Source organism: Saliphagus infecundisoli, assembly GCF_020177375.1.
GTDB lineage: Archaea > Halobacteriota > Halobacteria > Halobacteriales > Natrialbaceae > Saliphagus > Saliphagus infecundisoli.
Map to the genome: position 1 here is coordinate 147,648 of NZ_JAIWHV010000005.1, position 17,967 is coordinate 165,614.

A 17,967-nucleotide genomic window follows, 5' to 3' on the forward strand; every position below is an offset into this window, starting at 1 on the left:
GATGTGAGGGGTAATTACTGTTGTCGTAAGTCGTGGTTGATGTGTGGACCGAAACAGGCTACTCCTGGCGGGGGATGAGTTCGGCGTCGGGAACCTTCGTCAGATTGAACTCGGCGACCCGGTTGTCGAGCAGTTCCTCCGGCGCGTCGACGTGCCAGTCCTCGGCCTGAATCCCGCCGTAGTCCCGGCCGACGACGCAACCGTACATCGGCAGGACCTGGTTGTACCACCACGTGAGGTTCGCGAGATACTCGTCGTCGCCGGTGAGGTGGAGCTGCTGGATCTGATCCATGACGTTGATCGTCATGGTCTCCTCGGCGTCGGGGTTGCCGATCTCGGCGGGAATCTCCCAGTCGCCGTCGGGGTAGTCGGCGTGGTTCAACTGGAGGAACCACTCCCAGATCGCCTCGACGTACGTGAGACCCATGACGGAGAAGATGGGATGGTTGTCGAAGAGGATGTCGTGGTCGCCGTTGAACCGGTTCTCACCGTAGGTCGCCTCGTCGACTGCATTGAGGGAGACGTCGAAGCCGAATTCCTCCATCTGGTACTGAACCGAGTCCAGCCCGTCGACCTGGACGGAGACGCTCGACTGACCCAACAGGATGAGCTCGGCCTGTTCGCCGTCCTCGTCGATCCACTGGCCATCCTGGCGCTCGAAGCCGGCCTCCTCCATGAGCGTCGTGGCCCGCTCCTGGTCTCGATCGTAGTTGTCGTACCCCTCGATATCGACCCGGCCGTTGTCGACTGCGGTCTGGTTGAGGAAGGTGGGGGGAAGCTCGTAGAGCTCGTACTGTTCGGGAACCGACGTCGCGATCTCCTGGCGGCTGAGTGCACAGGAGATCGCCTGGCGGACGCGACGGTCGGCAGTGATGGGCTGGTGGCTCGGGTTAGTCGCCGGCGAGGCCGGCATATCGTAGTTCCCGAAGTTGAACAGGACCGACCAGAGGTGGTTGTAATCGCGGTTGATCCGGTAGTGGTCGGGAACCTGTTGCATGACGTCCGGCGAGGCGGGGAGCGCGAACGGAATCGCGTCGACGTTCCCTTCGTTGAACGCGAGCACCTTGTCGTCGTGGCTCTCGATGGCGTACTCGCTGAAGTAGATGTTGTCGGCGTTGGGGTGGTCCTCGTAGACCTCGCCGACAAACGTGGTGTCCGTGGTTTCGCTGATCTGGAACGGACCGTTCCCGATGATCTCGTCGATGCTGGGAGACCACTCCTGGAACTCCGAGACGACCTGGGTCGCCTCGTCGCCCTCGGCGTCCATGAGGTCGTCGCGCCACTGACCGTAGGAGGGGTCGCCAAAGTCTTCCTTGATGATCACGAGACCGTTCGCGAGTTCGTTGATCAGCACCGACTCGATTGTGAAGTCGTCCACCAGATGGTACCGGATGGCATAGTCGTCGACGACCTCGTAGTCCTCGATGTAGCTGCTCGCCGGCGAGTCCGGGCTCGTGATTTCGGAGATACGAAAGCTGATGTCCCTATCGGTCTTCAGGTCGTGGGCGGTGACCGGATCACCGTTGTGCCAGGTCCAGTCGTCGTTCAGCTCGACGAGGATCGACTGGTCTTCTTTCTCCCAGTTGTCGGCGATGACACCCTGAAACGTATCGTGGCTCTGGTAGTGAATGAGCAGCGGGTCGTAGATCAGTCCCGGGGGATCGAAGTTCGCCATCTCCCCGGTCGGATCGTAGGGGTTCCAGGACGCGTTCTGGATCTCGTACGTTCCCCGGTGGAGCGCCTTGGTGAACCGTCTGTCGGCGCGTTCCTCGACGGGATCGGCATACTCGTCCTCGGAGACGTTGCTGCCACCGCTCTCGCTGTCGTTCCCATTGCCGTTCCCGTTTCCGCTGGCGTTCCCGTTTCCGTTCCCACCGTTGCCGCCGAGACAGCCCGCCGTAAGTACGGTTCCACCGATCAGGCCGTACTTCACAGCATCCCGTCTCGTGACCTCCCGATGCCGATCGCTACTGAATGGCATGCCCCTCGGTTCCGGATCTACCTACATAAACTATTCGGTTAGTTCGCCGTTCCGGAGTTCGGCCGACCGAACGCCTGCCTCCCCGGAACCCCGGCGCTGTTTCGACACCCGTTCGGGAGCAAGCTATTTCCACGCCCACGACCGTGTTCCAGCCGATGGAACGTACCCGGCCCGTCCTGAAGGTGATCGTCGGCGTCAACGTCCTCTTCCTGGTGTTGCTCGCGTTCTCCGCTCCCTACCTCGAGCCCGGAAGCGGCTCGTACGTCGTGGCCGTGATCACGGCGGGGCTCTGTCTCGTGATGCTCACGATCTCCGCCGTCATCACCTATTTCGAGTGGGACGTCTTCGGCCAGTTCTAGGGAGGTGCCGCCAGCATCCCGGCGGATCATACCTCTCCGAGCGGGCTCGTATGTGAAGGCATCCATGGAGTTCCCCGACGCCGAACGACGATTACGGAGGAATGGAGCACAAGAAGTAAGTAGGAGTGTGGGCGATAGCGACAGTGACACATGAAATTCGGGATCTTTCCGATCGAGGGTGGCGATCGGTGGACGGGCGTCGTAGACCAGTGTAAGCTCGCGGAGGACGTCGGCTTCGAGACCTGCTGGGTCAACGACCACCAGGCCACCGAGGGCGACAACTACTGGCCCTCGCCCCTGACGCGCCTGACCAGTATCGCCGAGGGCACCGAGGACCTCGAGCTCGTCACCTCCGTGTTGATCCTCCCGCTGTACCACCCGCTGCACGTCGCCCAGCGGGCGGCGATGCTCGACAACATCTCCGACGGTCGGCTGACGCTGGGCGTCGGGCTGGGTTACGTCGAAAAGGAGTTCGAGGCGTTCGGCGTCCCGATGGACGAGCGCGCCGGCCGGATGATCGAGGGGATCCAGTTCATCGAGGAGTTCTTCGAGGCCGAGGAGCCGATCAGCTACGACTGTCCCTTTTTCACCGTCGAGGACTGGGAACCCCTCCCCGATACCGTCCAAGAGCCGCGTCCGCCGCTGTGGATCGGCGGCTGGGGAGACAAGCAGATCGCCCGTTCGGCGAAGTTCTCCGACGCCTGGGTCCCCGGCGTCGTCGCCGACCTCGGTATCGTCGAGGACCGAAAGGAACTCCAGCGCGAGCACGTCGCGGACGGCGACCAGAACTGGGAGGAGATCGACCATCCATTGATGCGCGAGGCCGTCATAGCCAAGACCGAAGAAGAAGTGATGGAGCGCAAGGAATACCTCCACGAGACCTACATGGAGGAGTACGGCGGGGAGTTTTCCCACCCGCTGATGACCGCTGACAGCGTCGAGGACTTCGAGGAACTCGCCGACGACCGCTTCATCTACGGCACGCCCGATCAGGTCGTCGACCAGATCGAGGGGATCCGCGAGCGGTTCCCGCTCGACCAGCTCGCGCTTCGATTCCACCACTCCGGGATGCCAAAGGACCTGGTCGAGGACCAGATCCGGCTGTTCGGCGAGGAGGTCATCCCGCGGATCGACTAATTTCTCCGATATTACCGGACGGGCCGTTTCCGATCGTTCCCGTCCGGAGAACTCTAATGGACAGAGGGTTGTGGGAAATCGACAGATCAGTACGATCTCTCCCCCTCGCCTAAGTGCACCACACGTTCGGGCACTCGAGGTCGACGATCGGACGAACTAACAGAACCGCCCGAGGCGGCTGACCACGGGTGGAAACGCCTGGTCATCCGGCGAACGGCCAGACGTCTCCGGAACGTCCCTCTTCGGCCAGCGATCCAGGCAGCACACAGGCAATTTGTCCGATCATGCCGAACGGTGAGACCGGGCAGACCCGCTACGAACCCGTCGAACCGCTCGAGTACCGGGTTCCTGAGACGAGCGATATCGTCGTTGAAGATCCGACGGCGCCGATCGACCGGCCGGGTATCGATCCCTCGAGCAGCCGATCACGACGTCCCGCCTTGTCCAAACGCCGAAACCCGGACGACGAGATGCGTGCGTCTCGACGACCGGACTGTGGAGACGGTGATCGTCCGAACCGATGTCGACCGCTGAGGACGACAGAAAGCTGGCTCCTTCGGACTCCCCGGAGGGTGCATTACGATCGTACCACCGTAACGGATACTTCGGCATTACCGGACGGGTTTCACGGATCGTGCTACGCGAACGCGGGCATCACTTCGTCAGCGAACAGCTCCATTCCCCCCGTCTCGGGGAAGTCGACGAACCAGCCCTGGAACTTCGTGACGCCGACGTCGATGCGCTCCTCGATCGCCTCGGCACACTCCTCGGGGGTGCCCATCACGAAGTACTCGCGGGCGTCCGCGCCGGTCTTGATGGGCGCTCTGTCCTGGTACTCCTCCTCGAACTGGATGGGGGTCATCAGGTCGACCAACTCCTCCAGTTGCTCCTCGTCGCGCGTACAGATGACGTGACCGTCCCAGGAGTACTCGAGCTCCGCGGGGTCGCGCCCGACGGTCTCGCAATGGTCCTCGATGACGCCGATCTTGTGGGCGAGGGTCTCGGGGTCGCCGTTGAAGACGTCGGTGTTCCAGACGTCGGCGTGTTTCGCGACGAGCTTGAGGGTGACTTCCTCGCCGGTCCCCCCGACCAAAATCGGCGGATGGGGCTCCTGAATCGGACCCGGCTCGCAGTGGGCGTCCTCGATCTCGTAACGCTCGCCCGAAAACGTCGCGCCCTCGCCGGGGTCGGTCGCCCACATCGCCTTCATCAGCCGGATCGCCTCGTCCAGGCGCATCAGGCGCTCGAACCCGTCTCGATGCTCCCAGCCGTAGGCCTCGTACTCGGGTTCGTGCCACCCTGCGCCCAGGCCGAGCTGAAGTCGGCCCTCGGAGACGACGTCGAGCGTCGCGGCCATCTTCGCGACCAGCGCGGGGTTTCGGTAGTCGTTACAGAGCACGAGCGAGCCGATATCGATCTCGTCGGTGAAGCCCGCGATCGCGCTCAATAGCGTCCAGCACTCGTATTCCGCCTGGTCGCGCCCGAGCATCAGGTGGTCGGGCGCCCACGCGGCGTCGAAGCCCAACTCTTCGGCCAACAGGACCGACTCCCTGGTCCGTTCCCAGTCCAACTCCTCGAGCCGGGGCGTATCGCGGTGGACCGGCTCGTCACCGTCCTCGGGGGCACCCGCGAACACCGGGACGTTGAACTCGAAGCTGACGTCGCTCATGGCTCGACGGCGAAGTGTTCGAGGGCCTCGCGGTTCAGTTCGGCGCTCAGACCCGTCCCCTCGGGAAGCGAGAGCGTACCGTCCTCGGCCTGTGGCGGGTTCGCGTAGATCGCGTCGGCGTAGGTCGAATCCTTCTCGCCCTGGCGCTTCTGGTACCATTCGGGGATCGGGAAGTACTCGGCCATCGGCGCGTTCGTCGAGGCCGCGATGAAGTGGAGGTGGGGGTTGGTACCCGTATGCGGGATTACAGGCACGTCGTGGGTCGAGGCCAGCGCGTCGATCTTCAACAACTCGGTGAGTCCGCCACACCGATGAACGTCGGGCTGGAGGATATCGACTGCGCCACGCTCCAGGAGTTCCTCGTGGCCCCACCGGGTGAACTCGTGTTCGCCACCCGAGATCGGCATCGGGGCCGCGTCGCGGACCGCCGCGTAGCCGTCGATGTCGTCGGGGATCACCGGCTCCTCGACCCACGCCATGTCGTAGGGTTCGAGTCGCTGGGTCATTTCCTTTGCATAGCGCACCGACCACCCCATGTAGGCGTCGCCCGCGATGGCGAGGTCGTCGCCGACGGCATCCCGGACGGTCTCGACGATCTTCTCGTTTTCTTTCATTCCCGACCGGCCCGCCTCGGGTCCGTGTCGAAAGCGGAGTTTCATCGTCTCGAAGCCGGCCTCGGCGTACTCGATGGCCTCTCGCTCCAAGGTCTCGTGATCGACGGGGTGGAGGTTGCTCGCATAACAGTCGATCTCCTCCTCGACAGGGCCGCCGAGCAGTTCGTACACCGGTTTGTCGGCTTCCTTGCCGGCGATGTCCCAGAGCGCGAGGTCGACGGCACTGATCGCCTCGACCGCCGCACCCTTCCGGCCGAAGGGGATCGTCGCCCGGTACATCTGATCCCAGAGCTTCTCGCGCTCGCGGGGATCCTCGCCGACGACCAGTTTGGAAAGGGTTTCGTCGACGATCGTCGAGATCGCGCCGGTCGCCCAGTTGCCCTGCCCGACGCCCGTGATCCCCGCGTCGGTCTCGACCTCGACGACGACATCGCCGACCGGTCCCATCCACTTCCGGCGGGCCTGGGGGTTTTCTCCCTCCGCGTTTCTGTACTCCTCGTAGCCGCTCATCACGGTGACGAGCGGGAACTCGACGAACTCGCCCCACGACTCGGTCCCGACGTTCGTCGCGCTGACGCTGGTGATCTCCATCGACGTATACGACCCCCAGCCCCGAAAAAAGTGTTTCGGCACCCGACCGCGAGGGCTACTCGTAACTCACGCCCCCCTCCTCGAGGATCCCCCGGAACGCCTCCGCCGCACGCCCGTAGCCCTCGGGACCCGAAAAGCCGCTTCGCTCGCCCGCGACGTCGAGGTGTGGTTCGAGCGAGGCATAACCCTCCCACCCTCGGCGATCGAGTGTTGCGACGATCTCCGGAAACGACCCGTCGCCCTCGCCGGCGACCCGGATCGCGCCCTCCTCGCCGTAGACGCAGTCCTTGACGTGGAGCTGTTGGACGTACTCGATCAGGTCGAGCAGGGCCTCCGGATAGGGCGAGACGCCGATCTCAAGGAAGTTCGCCGGGTCGAAGGCAGCCCGCAACGCCGGGGAGTCCACGCTCTCGAAGATGTCTCGGCAGCGTCCGGGCGTATCGCCGTAGATCCGCTTTTCGTTCTCGTGGACGAGGACGACGCCTTCCTCCTCGGCGCGCTCCGCTTTCCGTTCCATCCGCCGGAGGACCTCCTCGCGGTGGTCCTCGGGCTCGTCGCCCTCGGGGATGTAGTAAGAAAACAGCCGGATGTAGTCGGCGTCGAACGCTCCCGCGAGTTCGACCGCGCGCTCGAACTCCGCGAAGTGGGGTTCGAAGGGATCGGTGATGGATATCTTCCCGATCGGCGAGCCGATCGAGGAAACCGAAACGCCCGCCCGGTCGAGACGTCCCCGTGCCTCCGCGACCTCCTCGTCGGACAGATCGAGGACGCCGGTCCCGTCTACGGTCCGGAGGTCAAGCGCCCCGATCCCCTCCCGCTCTAGAACTTCGAGTTGCTCGTCGAACGACTCGGCAATCTCGTCCGCGAACCCGCTCAACACGACGTGGCCGTCCCGTGGTGGCATACGCCGCGGTTCGATGCTCCCCTACTTAGTCGTTCCGTCGACGTACTCCCATTACGCACCAATAAAATATAATAAACGAGATATCGACAAGAACTCAGATGTCGACCGTTCCGTCACGGTCAGCGGCGTTATGAATGGCCCTGATCGCACGCATGTCCGCGAGCCCCTCGTGGCCATCGGGGCCGATGTCGCCGCCCGACAGGACGCGGTCGGCGAAGTAGTCGAACTCCTCGCGCATCTCACCGGTCGCGTCGATTCCCGTATCCTCGATTTCGGCCCGGACGTCCCCTTTCGAGACGTGTAGCGTCGCCTCGCCGTGAAACGCCGGATCGAGTTCGATCGAACCCTCGGTCCCGATCAGCGTGAGGGAGGTGCCCTCCTGGGCGTTCTGGCTCGCCGTCGCTTCCAGGGGAACCTCTCCCTCGAAGGTGAGCGTGAACTCCGCGACCTCGTCGGGGACGTCCGCGAAGGCCTCGTCGTCCGACCGCATCGTCGCCCGCGCCAAGACCGGCTCCCGGTCGAGGAGGTATCGTGCGGTGTTGATCGAGTAGATCCCCAGGTCCATCACGCTCGCGCCGTATCCAGCCAGGTCGGGATTCAGCCGCCACTGATCGGGGTCGGGGATCATCTCGAGCAGCGGCTGGGTGTTGGTACTCCGCACGGAGACGGGCTCCCCGACGAACCCAGCCTCGATCAACTCCCGCGCCCGCCGGACCGCGGGCTCGGTCTGCATCCGGTAGGCCGTCATCAGCGGAACCTCTCCCTCCGCGGCTTCGACCAGTTTCTCGGCGCGCTCGACGGTCGCCTCGAGGGGTTTCTCACAGAGCACTGCCTTGCCGTACTCGGCAGCGGTCTCGACATACTCGAGGTGGAGGGCATTGGGCGTCCCGACGTAGACCGCGTCGTACTCCTCGGCCGCTTCGCCGTCGTGGAACTCCTCGTAGGAGATCCCGGTCTCGACGCCGTTTTCGGCCGCGATCCGTTCGGCCTTCTCGGTCGAACTGCTCACGAGCACGGCCGTCGCACAGAGGTCGCTCTCCTCGATCGCCGGGATCGCGACGTCGACGGTCCACCAGCCCAGCCCGATCAGAGCGAACCGGAGCTCCCCGTCCTCGATACGCTGCCAGTCCCGCCGCGAGAAATCGCCGATCCCGGTTGCCAGGTCCATACGCGCCCATACGGTGACCGGTGGTAAAGTGATTCGATCCGTGGCGGATAATATCAGTATCTGTCGAGGTAATCGAAATAGACATATATAATATGGTTCCTGGAACGCGATGCTCTCGAACGGACGGGCGAGAAAGAGAGACGCGAAAACGGTCCGCCGACGACCTCAGAAGTTGTCGTAGACGGTCTTGTCGATCGTGTAGAACTCCAGCCCCGCGTCGCCCTGCTCGCGCCAGGTCTCCGAGGAGGACTCCTTGAACCCGCCGAAGGGCACGTGAAGCTCGAGTCCGGTCGTCTTCGCGTTGACCTTCGCGACCCCGGCCTCGATCTCGTCGACGAACCGCTCGGCTTCCGTGTGGTCGTCGGTGACGATCGATGCGGAGAGCCCGTAGCGCACGTCGTTCGCGACCTCGAGCCCTTCCTCGAAGTCGTCGACCTCGATCACGGCGAGGACGGGTCCGAACACTTCCTCCTGGGCAATGCGGTAATCGCTTTCGACGTCGGCGAACACGGTGGGCTCGACGAAGTAGCCCTCACCGAAGCGGTCGCCCGACAGGGTGTCGCCGCCGGTGACCAGGCGGGCACCCTCCTTTTCGGCGACGTCGATGTACTCGAGGGTGCCCTCGAGTTCGTCCTCGGAGACCTGCGGGCCCATGTCGTACTCGTCACCGGGGCCGACCTCGATGCTCTCGGCCTCCTCGACGATGGCCTCGACGAACTCTTCATAGACATCGGTGTGGACGATCGCTCTGGAGCACGCCGTGCAGGCTTGGCCGGTGACGCCGAAGCGGCCGTTGGCGACGATCTCCGCTGCTTCTTCGACGTCCGCGCTCGAGGAGACCACCGTGGGGTTCTTGCCGCCCATCTCGGTCTGGGCGCGCTTGCCCGCCTGGGTCGCCGCGTCGTACACCATCTGGCCGACCTCGCCCGATCCGGTGAACGATACGGCGTCGACCTCGTCGTGGGTCGAGATCGTGTCCCCGACGCTGCTGCCCGGTCCCGTCACCAAGTTCGCGACGCCATCGGGGAGCCCCGCCTCGTCGAGCGCCTCGAAGATCGCGACGGAGGGACCCGCCGCGATCGAGGCGGGCTTGTGCACCAAGGTGTTACCCGCCGCGAGCGCGGGCGCGATCTTCCATGCGGGAATCGCGATGGGGTAGTTCCACGGCGTGATCAGCCCTGCGACGCCCACGGGCTCCGCTACGGTATACAGGTTCGTCTGGGGCGCGCTCGCCGATTTTACCTTCCCGCCGAGGTCGCGGGTCTTCTCGGCGTAGTAGTAGAAGATGTCGATCGTCCGCTGGACCTCGCCACCCGCTTCCGCGTGCGTTTTCCCCTCCTCGCGGGTCAGCTCCTCGGTGAGCTCCTGTTTCCGGTCGGCGAGGATTCCCGCGGCCTCGCGCAGGATCGCCCCCCGCTGGGGCGCGGGCGTGTTCGCCCACTCGTCTTCGGCCGCCGCCGCGGCCTCGACGGCTTCGGCGGCGTCCTCTTCGTCCGATTGCTGGTACTCCGCCACTGTCTCGGAGGGGTCCGCGGGGTTGACCGTCTCGAAGGTCTCGCCCGTCCCTGCCTCCGTCCACTCGCCGCCCACGTAGTTCCGGTTTGTTTCGCTCACGGGCGTCGGTTCGGCGTCCCGGTACACGTCCCTTACGGTTCGGGCGGGGTTCGCCGCGGCTCGGCGATGGTCCTCGAGCAGCGAACCCGGTTGGTGGAGAAAGAGGGGGGCGTTCCCTATGTGTTGGAGCCGCCACGACGCCGGTTCGGCGCCGACCGATCCCCGTCCGACGGCCCCGTCGACGGAAGCGCCGATCTCGGCCCTGTTACAGCCGTAGGAACGTGAGAGAACGGCGGGCCAGATCGAACAGGAATGTTCGACACCCGAACTGTGTTCGTGTATAGAACACGGAGGTGTACTTTCGGAGAACAGGACCCGTCAGCACTCGACCCGTTCGCCGGTTTCGGCCGACTCGTAGATCGCCGCGAGCGCCCGCATGTCGACGAGGCCGTGTGCGGGCGTGGCTTCGGGCTCGCGGTCGGCAAGCAGGCAGTCGGCGAAGTACTCGAACTCCTCTTCCATCTGATCGACCTCCGGCGAGTCGATCTCGACGGTCGTCTCTCCGACTGATAGCTCGAGAGTGCATTCGCCGTGGAATGCGGGCTCGATCAACAGCGTCCCCTCCGAGCCGACGATCCGGAGGAAGCTTCCCAGATCCGCGTTCTGGCTCGCGGTGAAACTCGCGAGAATAGCGTCCTCGTAGGCGACGGTGAAGGCGGCGACCTCGTCGGGAACCTCCGCGAAGTAGTCGTGGCTGCTTCGCATCGTCGCCGTCGCGGAGACGGGATCCCGGTCGAGGACGAAGCGGGCGGTGTTGACCGAGTAGATGCCGAGATCCATCACGCTCGTTCCGTAGCCCGCGAGGTCTGGATCAAGGCGCCACTGATCGGCGCCCCAGCCGACGATGCTCTGGGACATGTCGCCGTGGACGTGAACCGGCTCGCCGATCGCGCCTGCTCGAACGAGTTCGCGCGCCCGGCGGACGACCGGCTCGGTATGCATCCGGTAGGCGATCATCGCCGGGACGTCCTCGCAGGCGTCGACGAGGTCCTCGCTTCGCTCGACGGTCGCCTCCATCGGTTTCTCACAGAGGACGGCCTTGCCGAACTCCGCAGCGGCCTCGACGTGCTCGAGATGGCGGGCGTTGGGCGTACAGACGTAGACCGCGTCGTAGGCGTCGCGTGCCTCCCCGTCCTGGAACGCCTCGTAGGTGAGTCCCGCCTCGACGGTCTCCTCGTCGTCGGCCACTTCCTCGGCTTTCTCGGCGGAGCCGCTGACGACGACCGTCGTCTCACACCTGCCGGAGTCGGCGACGGCGGGCATCGCCTGATCGCGGGTCCACCAGCCCAGCCCGACCATCGCGAAGCGGATCGGGCCGGCGTCCTCCTCGGACTCCGCCCAGTCGCGGTGGGGAAACGAGTCGAGAACCTCCCGGATGCCGTCTGATACCATACCCGGACGGTTTACACGGTCCGTAATAAATTACCGGCGTTCCGATCGAACGGTGTCGATGACCCCACGGAGGTAGCCGACGGTAAAGCCCCGCCCGCGGTGGCGCCAGTCGTCGTCGCCCTCCATCAGCGGAACGTGATCCGGGATCACGGCTCCCTCGTAGCCGATCTCGTGAAGCGTCCGGACCACGTCCGGCGTGTCGAAGTTGCCCTCGTCGACGAACGTCTCGTGGAATCTCGGTACTTCCCCTTCGACATCCCGGAAGTGGATGAAAACGATCTCGTCGCGGGCGCCGAACGTTCGCAGAACCTCCTCGACGTCCTCGCCCATCTGGGAGAAACAGCCCAAACAGAGCTTGAGTCCGTGATTGTCGCTCGGAACGAGCTCCATCGCCTTCTCGAAGTTCTCGACGCTCCGACAGAGCCGCGGGATGCCACACATCGACTCGAGGACGGGGGGATCGACCGGATGCAGTGCCAGATCGACGCCCGCCTCCTCGGCGACGGGCAGGACCTGCTCGAGGAAGTACTGATAGTTCTCCCAGAACTCTTCCTCGGTGTACTCCCGGTCGATGCCGGGGGCGAGTTCGTCGGGTGCCTCGAGTTCGTCGTAGTCGAAGGCGGTTCCGGTCGCGCCCCCGCGGATCTCGACGGGCGTTGTCCGCATCGGTACGACCCCGCGGGGGTTCCACTGGTAGCCCAGAATCGGGATTCCCGCTTCGCCCAGATTGCGGATCAGTGTCGCGATCTGTTCGATGACGTCCTCCTTGCCCTCGCGGTCGAACATCACGTCGCCGTACAGCGAGTACGGCAGCGACTGGATCCCGGTGAGGGTGAGGCCGGCGGCCTCGACGTGCTCGCGGGCCTCTACCAACTCGGCCACGGAGGGGATCGCGTCTCGGCCGACCTCGAGGGTGACCGAGGCCTCGCGGTCGTTGAACTCGTCGGGCTCCTCGTCGACGTCCGCGTGATCGACGAAGACGTCGGTCGCGCCTAACTGGCGGATATATCGCAGGCGCGGGGGCGACAAGGACCGCGTCCGGACGCCCACCCGGACGTCCGCGCCGGCCTCCGCCTCTCGATCCCGGTCCCCGTCGGGGGTGTGTGTGTCGGCCATACCCGTCGTAGGCGGGGGACGGCCCAAAACCCTACTGGCTCCCCCCGCTGCCCGCCGCCTCCTCGACTGCGCTCTCCGCGAAGTAGGTCCGGCCGCTTCGCGGAACCCGCTTCGTCCCGGTAACCGAGAGGGAGTCGCTCGCTTCGATGTCGGCGGCCGATCGGCCGACTCGAAGTTCGTAGTCGCCCTCCTCGACCGCGAGGTCCATCGCCAGGTCGTGGAAGGCCAGCTGGGTCGCCGACAGCGAGAACGTGACCCGCGCGGACTCTCCGGCCTCGAGCTCGACGCGCTCGAAGGCGATCAGTTCCTGGACCGGCCGGGCCTGGCTCGGGTTCTCGGGGGTGGCATACAGCTGGACGACCTCGCTTCCCGCCCGGTCGCCGACGTTTTCGACCGTGACGCTCGCCTCGAACTCGCCGAGCGGGGCGACCGACTCCGTCGAAAGCGAGAACTCGTCGTAGGAGAAGTCGGTGTAGGAAAGGCCGTAGCCGAAGGGGTAGACCGGCTCGCTGTCGGTGTAGACGTACTCTTTCTCGGCGGTGTTTTCCTTCCGGTTGTAGTAGACCGGGAGCTGGCCGACGGACTTCGCCAGTGAGACGGGAAGGCGCCCGCCGGGGTTCGTCTCGCCGAAGAGGGTGTCGGCGATTGCGGGACCGCCCTCGTCGCCGGGAAGCCACGCGTAGAGGACGGCGTCGACGCCCTCGCTCTCCGCGATGTCCTCGATCGAGTGGGGCTTGCCGCTGACGACGACGACCGCGAGCGGGGTGTCGGTCTCGGCGAGGCGGGAAACGAGTTCGTCCTGGACCCCCGGAAGCCCGAGGTCGGTGACGTCACAGCCCTCGCCGCTCGTGGGGACGCTCGGTTTCTCCTCCTGGTCGGCCTCCACGTCCGAGAAGTCCACGGCCGAGCGCGCGCCGACGAACGCCAGCGCGACGTCCGCGTCGTCGGCCGCTGCGACGGCGTCGTCGAACCCCTCCGTGGAGGGTCCCGAGATCGTACCGCCCTGCTCGTGACTCACGGAAATCCCCTCGCGCTCTTCGAGGGCCGCAAGCGGCGTGACAGCGTCGGCCTCGTACTCCTCCTCGGGGTAGTGGGCGGCGTAGGCGTAGTCGCCCATCAGCTCCTTGGGGTCGTCGACTTTCGGTCCGATCGCGGCGACCGACTCGACGCCCTCGAGTGGAAGGAGGTCGTCGTTTTTCAGCAGCGTCATCGACTGGCGGGCCGCGCGGGCGGTGACCTCGCGGGCCGCCTCGGTGTGGAAGGCGTCGGCGGCGGCGTCGGGATCGGCCATCGGATCGTCGAGGACGCCCTTTCGGACCTTCTCGCGGAGGACGCGGCGGACGGAGGTGTCGAGGGTTTCCTCTGCGAGGTTGCCGTTCTCGACGGCCTCGACCAGGAACTCGCCGTAGTAGTCGGTGTAGGGGAGTTCGACGTCGATCCCCGCCTCGACGGCCGCGGCTCCCGCTTCCGGCTTGGTCTCGGCGACGCGGTGTTCGGTCTCCAGGTGGCGGACGCTGTAGTAGTCCGAGACGACGGTGCCGTCGAACCCGAACTCGCCCCGCAGGACGTCGGTCAGGAGCCACTCCGAGCTCGCACACGGGACGCCATCGATGTCGTGGTAGGCGTTCATCACCGACTCGGCACCGGCTTCGGCGATCACCGCCTCGTAGGGAAAGAGGTGGGTCTCGCGGAGTTCCCGGGGACCGACGTTGAGCGACGAGCGGTTCTTCCCGCCGTCGGTCGCGCCGTGGCCGACGAAGTGTTTGAGCGTGGCACTGATTCCGTCCTCACGGCCCTCGCCCTGGAGCCCCGTGACGTACTCGGCGGCCATCCGTGCGATCAGATAGGGGTCCTCGCCGAACGTCTCCTCGACACGGCCCCACCGGAGGTCACGCGCGACGTCCAATACAGGAGAAAGCGCGTGAACCGTTCCGAGTGCCTCGAGTTCGCCCCGGATCGTGTGGGTGACCTCACCCAGCAACTCGGGGTTCCAGGTGCTCGCCATCCCGATCATCTGGGGGAACGTCGTCGCCTCCGGACCCATATACCCGCTCAGACACTCCTCGTGGGGGATCGCGGGCACTCCCAGCCGGGTTTCGCCCAGGATCTCCTGAAGCTCGTTGGTCACCCGCGCGGCCTCGGCGGGCGCCAAGCCGCCCTCGCCGCCGATCCGGGTGAGGTGGCCGATCCCGTCGCCGAGCCACTGCTGGGCGGCCTCGCGGTCGACCTCGCCGTCCTCGATCACGCGATCCGCGTTGACCGATCCGAGCTGTGCCGCCTTCTCCTCGACCGTCATCCGGGAGAGCAGGTCCTCGACGCGTCGGTCGACCGGCGCCTCGGCGTCGCGGTACGTCGGATGGGCGTCGTCTCGTGTCACGTCTTCGCCCTCGCGGGCGGCGGACTTAGTGTTTCTGACAGCGGGTGGGTGAGGCCCCGGCTCACCGAATAAAGGCCGACTCTACGAGCCGCCGGACGAAAGGGCGAAATCGTGGAGTCGCCGAGTGAGACGAGTCTACGACTCCTCGTAGGGGCTGACGGTGACCGTCTCGTCCTCCGTGACCGTCGCCTCGACCGTCCGCTCGGTGCCGGCGTGGCAGACGGTGATCTCGTAGTCGCCCTTGAACGCGCGGGTCTCGTAGCTCCCGCCGTCGGTCTCGCCGTCCTCGTCGGTCCACCACTCCCCGAAGACAAGGTCGGTGTAGTGGTCGTGGGCGGGCTTGGGATTCCACTCCTGGTCGAAGAGGACGCCGTCGGGCTCGGAGCCGTCGTAGTCGGGCGCCCAGTGGACGCCGTCCCAGTGACCCCAGACGAGGAAGGAATCGGTCCCGGGATGGCTGAAGAAGGCCTTCAGGAACGTCCGGAGGTACTCGCCCTGTTCCTCGGGGTCCGCCCAGTCGCCCTGGAAGGTGTCGAACTCGGTCGCCCGGAATCCGGCGCCGTACCCCTCGTAGCGGTCGAGTCCCGCCGTGATCTCCGCGGGGGAGAGTCGTTCGTCGTCGGCGAAGTGGCACTGGAAGCCGACGCCGTCGAGGTCGATTCCCCGCTCCTCGACCAGGTACTCGATCTGGCGCTCGTAGGTGTCGCGGGTGTCCTCGTAGCCGCCCGCGAGCGTGTTGTAGTCGTTGATCGCGATGTCGACGCCCTCCTCGTCGGCGACCGTCTGGGCGTGTTCGAACCAGTCGCCGAGGATCTCGGCCTCGACGGGGTCGACGTCCTCGCCCTCGACGGCCTCGATCATCGCGGGCTGGTGGATGACCTCGTTGGTGATCTCCCACTCCGCGATGTCGTCGCCGTAGTGGGTGATGATCGTCTCGATGTGATCCATCGAGCGCTCGACGACGTACTCCGGATCGTGGTCGGGGTCGGTCGCCCCGCCGGCCTCCCACTCGACGCCCATCGCCTCGACGACGTCCGCCGGGATCGCGTAGGCGCCGACGTTGCCCCACAGACAGACGTGTCCGCGGACGTCCATCCCGCGCTCGATCGCCCAGTCGACGGCCTCGTCGGCGATTCCCGCGTTGTCCTCCCACAGGTTCCACTTGTGGAGGTTCTCGAGGACGACCGTGTTGAACAGGTCCTCGACGGTCTCCTGATACTTCGCCTGATCCTCGGGGGTATAGATCTCCTCGCCCCACTCGGTGCCGTTGGTGAGGAACTCGGCGGCGATCATCGTGCCGAACTCGTAGGCGTGGTCGGTCATCGAGACCTCGACCTGGGCGCCCTCTATGGGCTCGCCCTCGTCGTCGACGACCTCGACCGCGAGGTCGGCCATCCGGTGGTCGGCGATCCGCTCGTCGGCCGCCGCCTCCCAGTCGTCGGCCGCGGCCAGCGCGTTCGCGGCGGCCGTAGTGTGGTCGGTCGGCCGGGCGGCGCCGGCGGTGCCGGAACCGGCGGCGAGCAGGCCCGCCGCGCCGGCCAACTGGAGATAGCGTCGGCGGTCGATACCGTCGTCTGAATCGGAGGGGTTAGTCATGGTTATTGGTGGTACTCCGGGTACCGTGTCGGGGAACGGACGTATGGACTATAAAACTGATTGTTGCAGTGATCGACGAATCCGGCCCGTCGACCTCCCACCTCCATATCCATCCATATTGGATCCTTCCGGCGGAGCTGATCGGTCCACCTCCGCGGGAACCGTACGACGATAAAATTACAGCCATACGGACGTAATCAAAAGCGAGGTGTCAGTAGTGACGGAGCCGCAGTTCGATCACGTTCGCACGGTCCTCGAGGGCGGCGACCAGCTCCGTCCCGATCCGGGCGTCGGAGAACCGAGAGACGGGACCCGAGACCGAGATCGAGCCGGCGACCGCGCCGTCGGTGAAGATCGGGACGGCGACCGCCCGGATGTTCTCCCGGCGCTCCTCGTCCTCGATCGCGTAGCCGCTCTCCCGGATCGACTCGAGTTCGGCGAACAGCTCGTCGCGGTCGGTGATCGTCCGCTCGGTCGCCTCCGGCAGGCCGTGGTCGTCGACGATCGCGTGGACGCGCTCCTCGGGGAGGTGTGCGAGGATCGTCTTCCCCAGCGAGGTCCAGTGCATGCGGGTGAACTCCCCCGTCGGCGCCTTGTCGTAGACCGCGTTCTCCCCCTCGACCTTGTCGAGGAGGACCCGCTCGCCGCCCTCCTCGATCCCGAGGCTCGCGACCTCGCCGGTCGCCTCCGCGAGCGAAGCGAGTTCGGGGCCGGCGACCTCGTAGATCTCGAACTCGCGGCGCAGGTGGGCACCGTGACAGAGAAAGCGGAGACTCAGCCGGTACCGGCCGTCCGCCCTCGCCAGATATCCCGCCTCCGCCATCGTCTTGAGATAGACGTGGGCCGTGCTCGTGGGCATCTCGAGGGCGTCGGCGAGTTCCGTCGGCGTCGTCCACCCCACCTCCGCGAGTCGTCCAACGATCGTGAACGCCGTCTCGACCGACGTCAGCGATTGCCCCGTTGTACCGCCCATGGAGCGAGTACTCCCCGACGCTACTTAGAACTGACTGCACGGCTCGGCTCGAGGGCAGCCGATTCGCCCGCAATGGGGGAGCGACCGGGCAGCCGACCCGTTGGAAAATCTATCCAACTATAATGGATCCATCGCTGTCAGAGCGGGAGCCAAGCTTTATGATCGACAGCCGGACAGTACCGGTATGGGATTTATCGACGACGACTACCTGCTCGAGACCGAGGCCGCACGGAGCCTCTACGGGGAGATCGCCGACCTCCCGATCGTGGATCCCCACACCCACGCCGACGTCCGCGAGATCGTCGACGACGACGGCTGGGACGACGTCTGGGAGGTCGAGGGCGCGACCGACCACTACGTCTGGGCCTTGATGCGCAACCGGGGCGTCCCCGAGCGACGAATCACGGGTGACGCCTCGAACCGAGAGAAGTGGGAGGCCTTAGCGGAGGTCTTCCCCTCTTTCGCCGGCAACCCCA

The 17,967-nt window shown here is 65.6% G+C and carries 14 protein-coding genes; 3 read left to right on the forward strand and 11 right to left on the reverse strand.

Annotation, left to right across the window (positions count from 1 at the left end):
* Positions 1-58: 58 nt before the first annotated feature.
* A complete protein-coding gene (locus LCF40_RS09845; RefSeq protein WP_224828331.1) occupies positions 59-1,981 on the reverse strand; it encodes an ABC transporter substrate-binding protein in 1,923 nt (640 codons plus the stop codon).
* A 155-nt stretch (positions 1,982-2,136) separates the two neighbouring features.
* On the opposite strand from LCF40_RS09845, the gene LCF40_RS09850 reads away from it, so the two are divergent.
* Together LCF40_RS09850 and LCF40_RS09855 are read left to right on the forward strand one after the other, a co-directional pair.
* Positions 2,137-2,340, forward strand: a complete 204-nt coding sequence (locus LCF40_RS09850; RefSeq protein WP_224828332.1) for a hypothetical protein — start codon at positions 2,137-2,139, stop codon at positions 2,338-2,340.
* A 150-nt stretch (positions 2,341-2,490) separates the two neighbouring features.
* Positions 2,491-3,477 carry an LLM class flavin-dependent oxidoreductase gene (locus LCF40_RS09855; RefSeq protein WP_224828333.1) on the forward strand — a complete coding sequence of 329 codons (987 nt, stop codon included), beginning with the start codon at positions 2,491-2,493 and terminating at the stop codon, positions 3,475-3,477.
* Positions 3,478-4,114: 637 nt separating this feature from the next.
* On the opposite strand, the gene LCF40_RS09860 is transcribed toward LCF40_RS09855, so the two are convergent.
* The 10 genes from LCF40_RS09860 to LCF40_RS09905 form a co-directional block, all read right to left on the reverse strand.
* Positions 4,115-5,146 carry an LLM class flavin-dependent oxidoreductase gene (locus LCF40_RS09860; protein WP_224828334.1) on the reverse strand — a complete coding sequence of 344 codons (1,032 nt, stop codon included), beginning with the start codon at positions 5,144-5,146 and terminating at the stop codon, positions 4,115-4,117.
* Entirely contained in the window at positions 5,143-6,351 is a 1,209-nt protein-coding gene (locus LCF40_RS09865; protein WP_224828335.1) for an enolase C-terminal domain-like protein, read from the reverse strand. The genes LCF40_RS09860 and LCF40_RS09865 overlap by 4 nt, the downstream gene beginning before the upstream one ends.
* Positions 6,352-6,406: 55 nt before the next feature.
* Entirely contained in the window at positions 6,407-7,255 is an 849-nt protein-coding gene (locus LCF40_RS09870; protein ID WP_224828336.1) for a sugar phosphate isomerase/epimerase family protein, read from the reverse strand.
* A gap of 94 nt (positions 7,256-7,349) precedes the next feature.
* The gene (gene gfo6 / locus LCF40_RS09875; RefSeq protein ID WP_224828337.1) at positions 7,350-8,423 is read right to left on the reverse strand and encodes a D-xylose 1-dehydrogenase Gfo6; all 1,074 of its coding nucleotides are present in this window, start codon (positions 8,421-8,423) and stop codon (positions 7,350-7,352) included.
* Positions 8,424-8,588: 165 nt separating this feature from the next.
* Positions 8,589-10,037, reverse strand: a complete 1,449-nt coding sequence (gene xacF, locus LCF40_RS09880; protein WP_224828338.1) for a 2,5-dioxovalerate dehydrogenase — start codon at positions 10,035-10,037, stop codon at positions 8,589-8,591.
* A gap of 318 nt (positions 10,038-10,355) precedes the next feature.
* Positions 10,356-11,429: a D-xylose 1-dehydrogenase Gfo6 gene (gene gfo6 / locus LCF40_RS09885; protein WP_224828339.1), complete on the reverse strand. Its 1,074-nt coding sequence runs from the start codon at positions 11,427-11,429 to the stop codon at positions 10,356-10,358.
* 30 nt (positions 11,430-11,459) lie between these two features.
* Positions 11,460-12,545: a mannonate dehydratase gene (locus tag LCF40_RS09890; RefSeq protein ID WP_224828340.1), complete on the reverse strand. Its 1,086-nt coding sequence runs from the start codon at positions 12,543-12,545 to the stop codon at positions 11,460-11,462.
* Between the two features lie 31 nt (positions 12,546-12,576).
* Complete coding sequence (locus LCF40_RS09895) at positions 12,577-14,841, reverse strand: glycoside hydrolase family 3 N-terminal domain-containing protein (RefSeq protein WP_345777851.1); 2,265 nt, start codon at positions 14,839-14,841, stop codon at positions 12,577-12,579.
* A 216-nt stretch (positions 14,842-15,057) separates the two neighbouring features.
* The gene (locus LCF40_RS09900) at positions 15,058-16,518 is read right to left on the reverse strand and encodes an endo-1,4-beta-xylanase (protein WP_224828342.1); all 1,461 of its coding nucleotides are present in this window, start codon (positions 16,516-16,518) and stop codon (positions 15,058-15,060) included.
* Positions 16,519-16,729: 211 nt separating this feature from the next.
* Positions 16,730-17,491 (reverse strand): IclR family transcriptional regulator, encoded by a 762-nt coding sequence (locus LCF40_RS09905; protein WP_224828343.1) that lies wholly within the window; start codon positions 17,489-17,491, stop codon positions 16,730-16,732.
* Between the two features lie 184 nt (positions 17,492-17,675).
* Here LCF40_RS09905 and LCF40_RS09910 point away from each other — a divergent pair.
* The coding region (locus LCF40_RS09910; protein WP_224828344.1) for a glucuronate isomerase at positions 17,676-17,967 on the forward strand (292 nt) is incomplete at its 3' end.

Coding starts and splice junctions, on each gene's coding strand:
- LCF40_RS09845 (WP_224828331.1), bottom strand. CDS start 1,981: ATGCCATTCAGTAGCGATCGGCATCGGGAGGTCACGAGACGGGATGCT.
- LCF40_RS09850 (WP_224828332.1), top strand. CDS start 2,137: ATGGAACGTACCCGGCCCGTCCTGAAGGTGATCGTCGGCGTCAACGTC.
- LCF40_RS09855 (WP_224828333.1), top strand. CDS start 2,491: ATGAAATTCGGGATCTTTCCGATCGAGGGTGGCGATCGGTGGACGGGC.
- LCF40_RS09860 (WP_224828334.1), bottom strand. CDS start 5,146: ATGAGCGACGTCAGCTTCGAGTTCAACGTCCCGGTGTTCGCGGGTGCC.
- LCF40_RS09865 (WP_224828335.1), bottom strand. CDS start 6,351: ATGGAGATCACCAGCGTCAGCGCGACGAACGTCGGGACCGAGTCGTGG.
- LCF40_RS09870 (WP_224828336.1), bottom strand. CDS start 7,255: ATGCCACCACGGGACGGCCACGTCGTGTTGAGCGGGTTCGCGGACGAG.
- gfo6 (WP_224828337.1), bottom strand. CDS start 8,423: ATGGACCTGGCAACCGGGATCGGCGATTTCTCGCGGCGGGACTGGCAG.
- gfo6 (WP_224828339.1), bottom strand. CDS start 11,429: ATGGTATCAGACGGCATCCGGGAGGTTCTCGACTCGTTTCCCCACCGC.
- LCF40_RS09890 (WP_224828340.1), bottom strand. CDS start 12,545: ATGGCCGACACACACACCCCCGACGGGGACCGGGATCGAGAGGCGGAG.
- LCF40_RS09895 (WP_345777851.1), bottom strand. CDS start 14,841: ATGACGGTCGAGGAGAAGGCGGCACAGCTCGGATCGGTCAACGCGGAT.
- LCF40_RS09900 (WP_224828342.1), bottom strand. CDS start 16,518: ATGACTAACCCCTCCGATTCAGACGACGGTATCGACCGCCGACGCTAT.
- LCF40_RS09905 (WP_224828343.1), bottom strand. CDS start 17,491: ATGGGCGGTACAACGGGGCAATCGCTGACGTCGGTCGAGACGGCGTTC.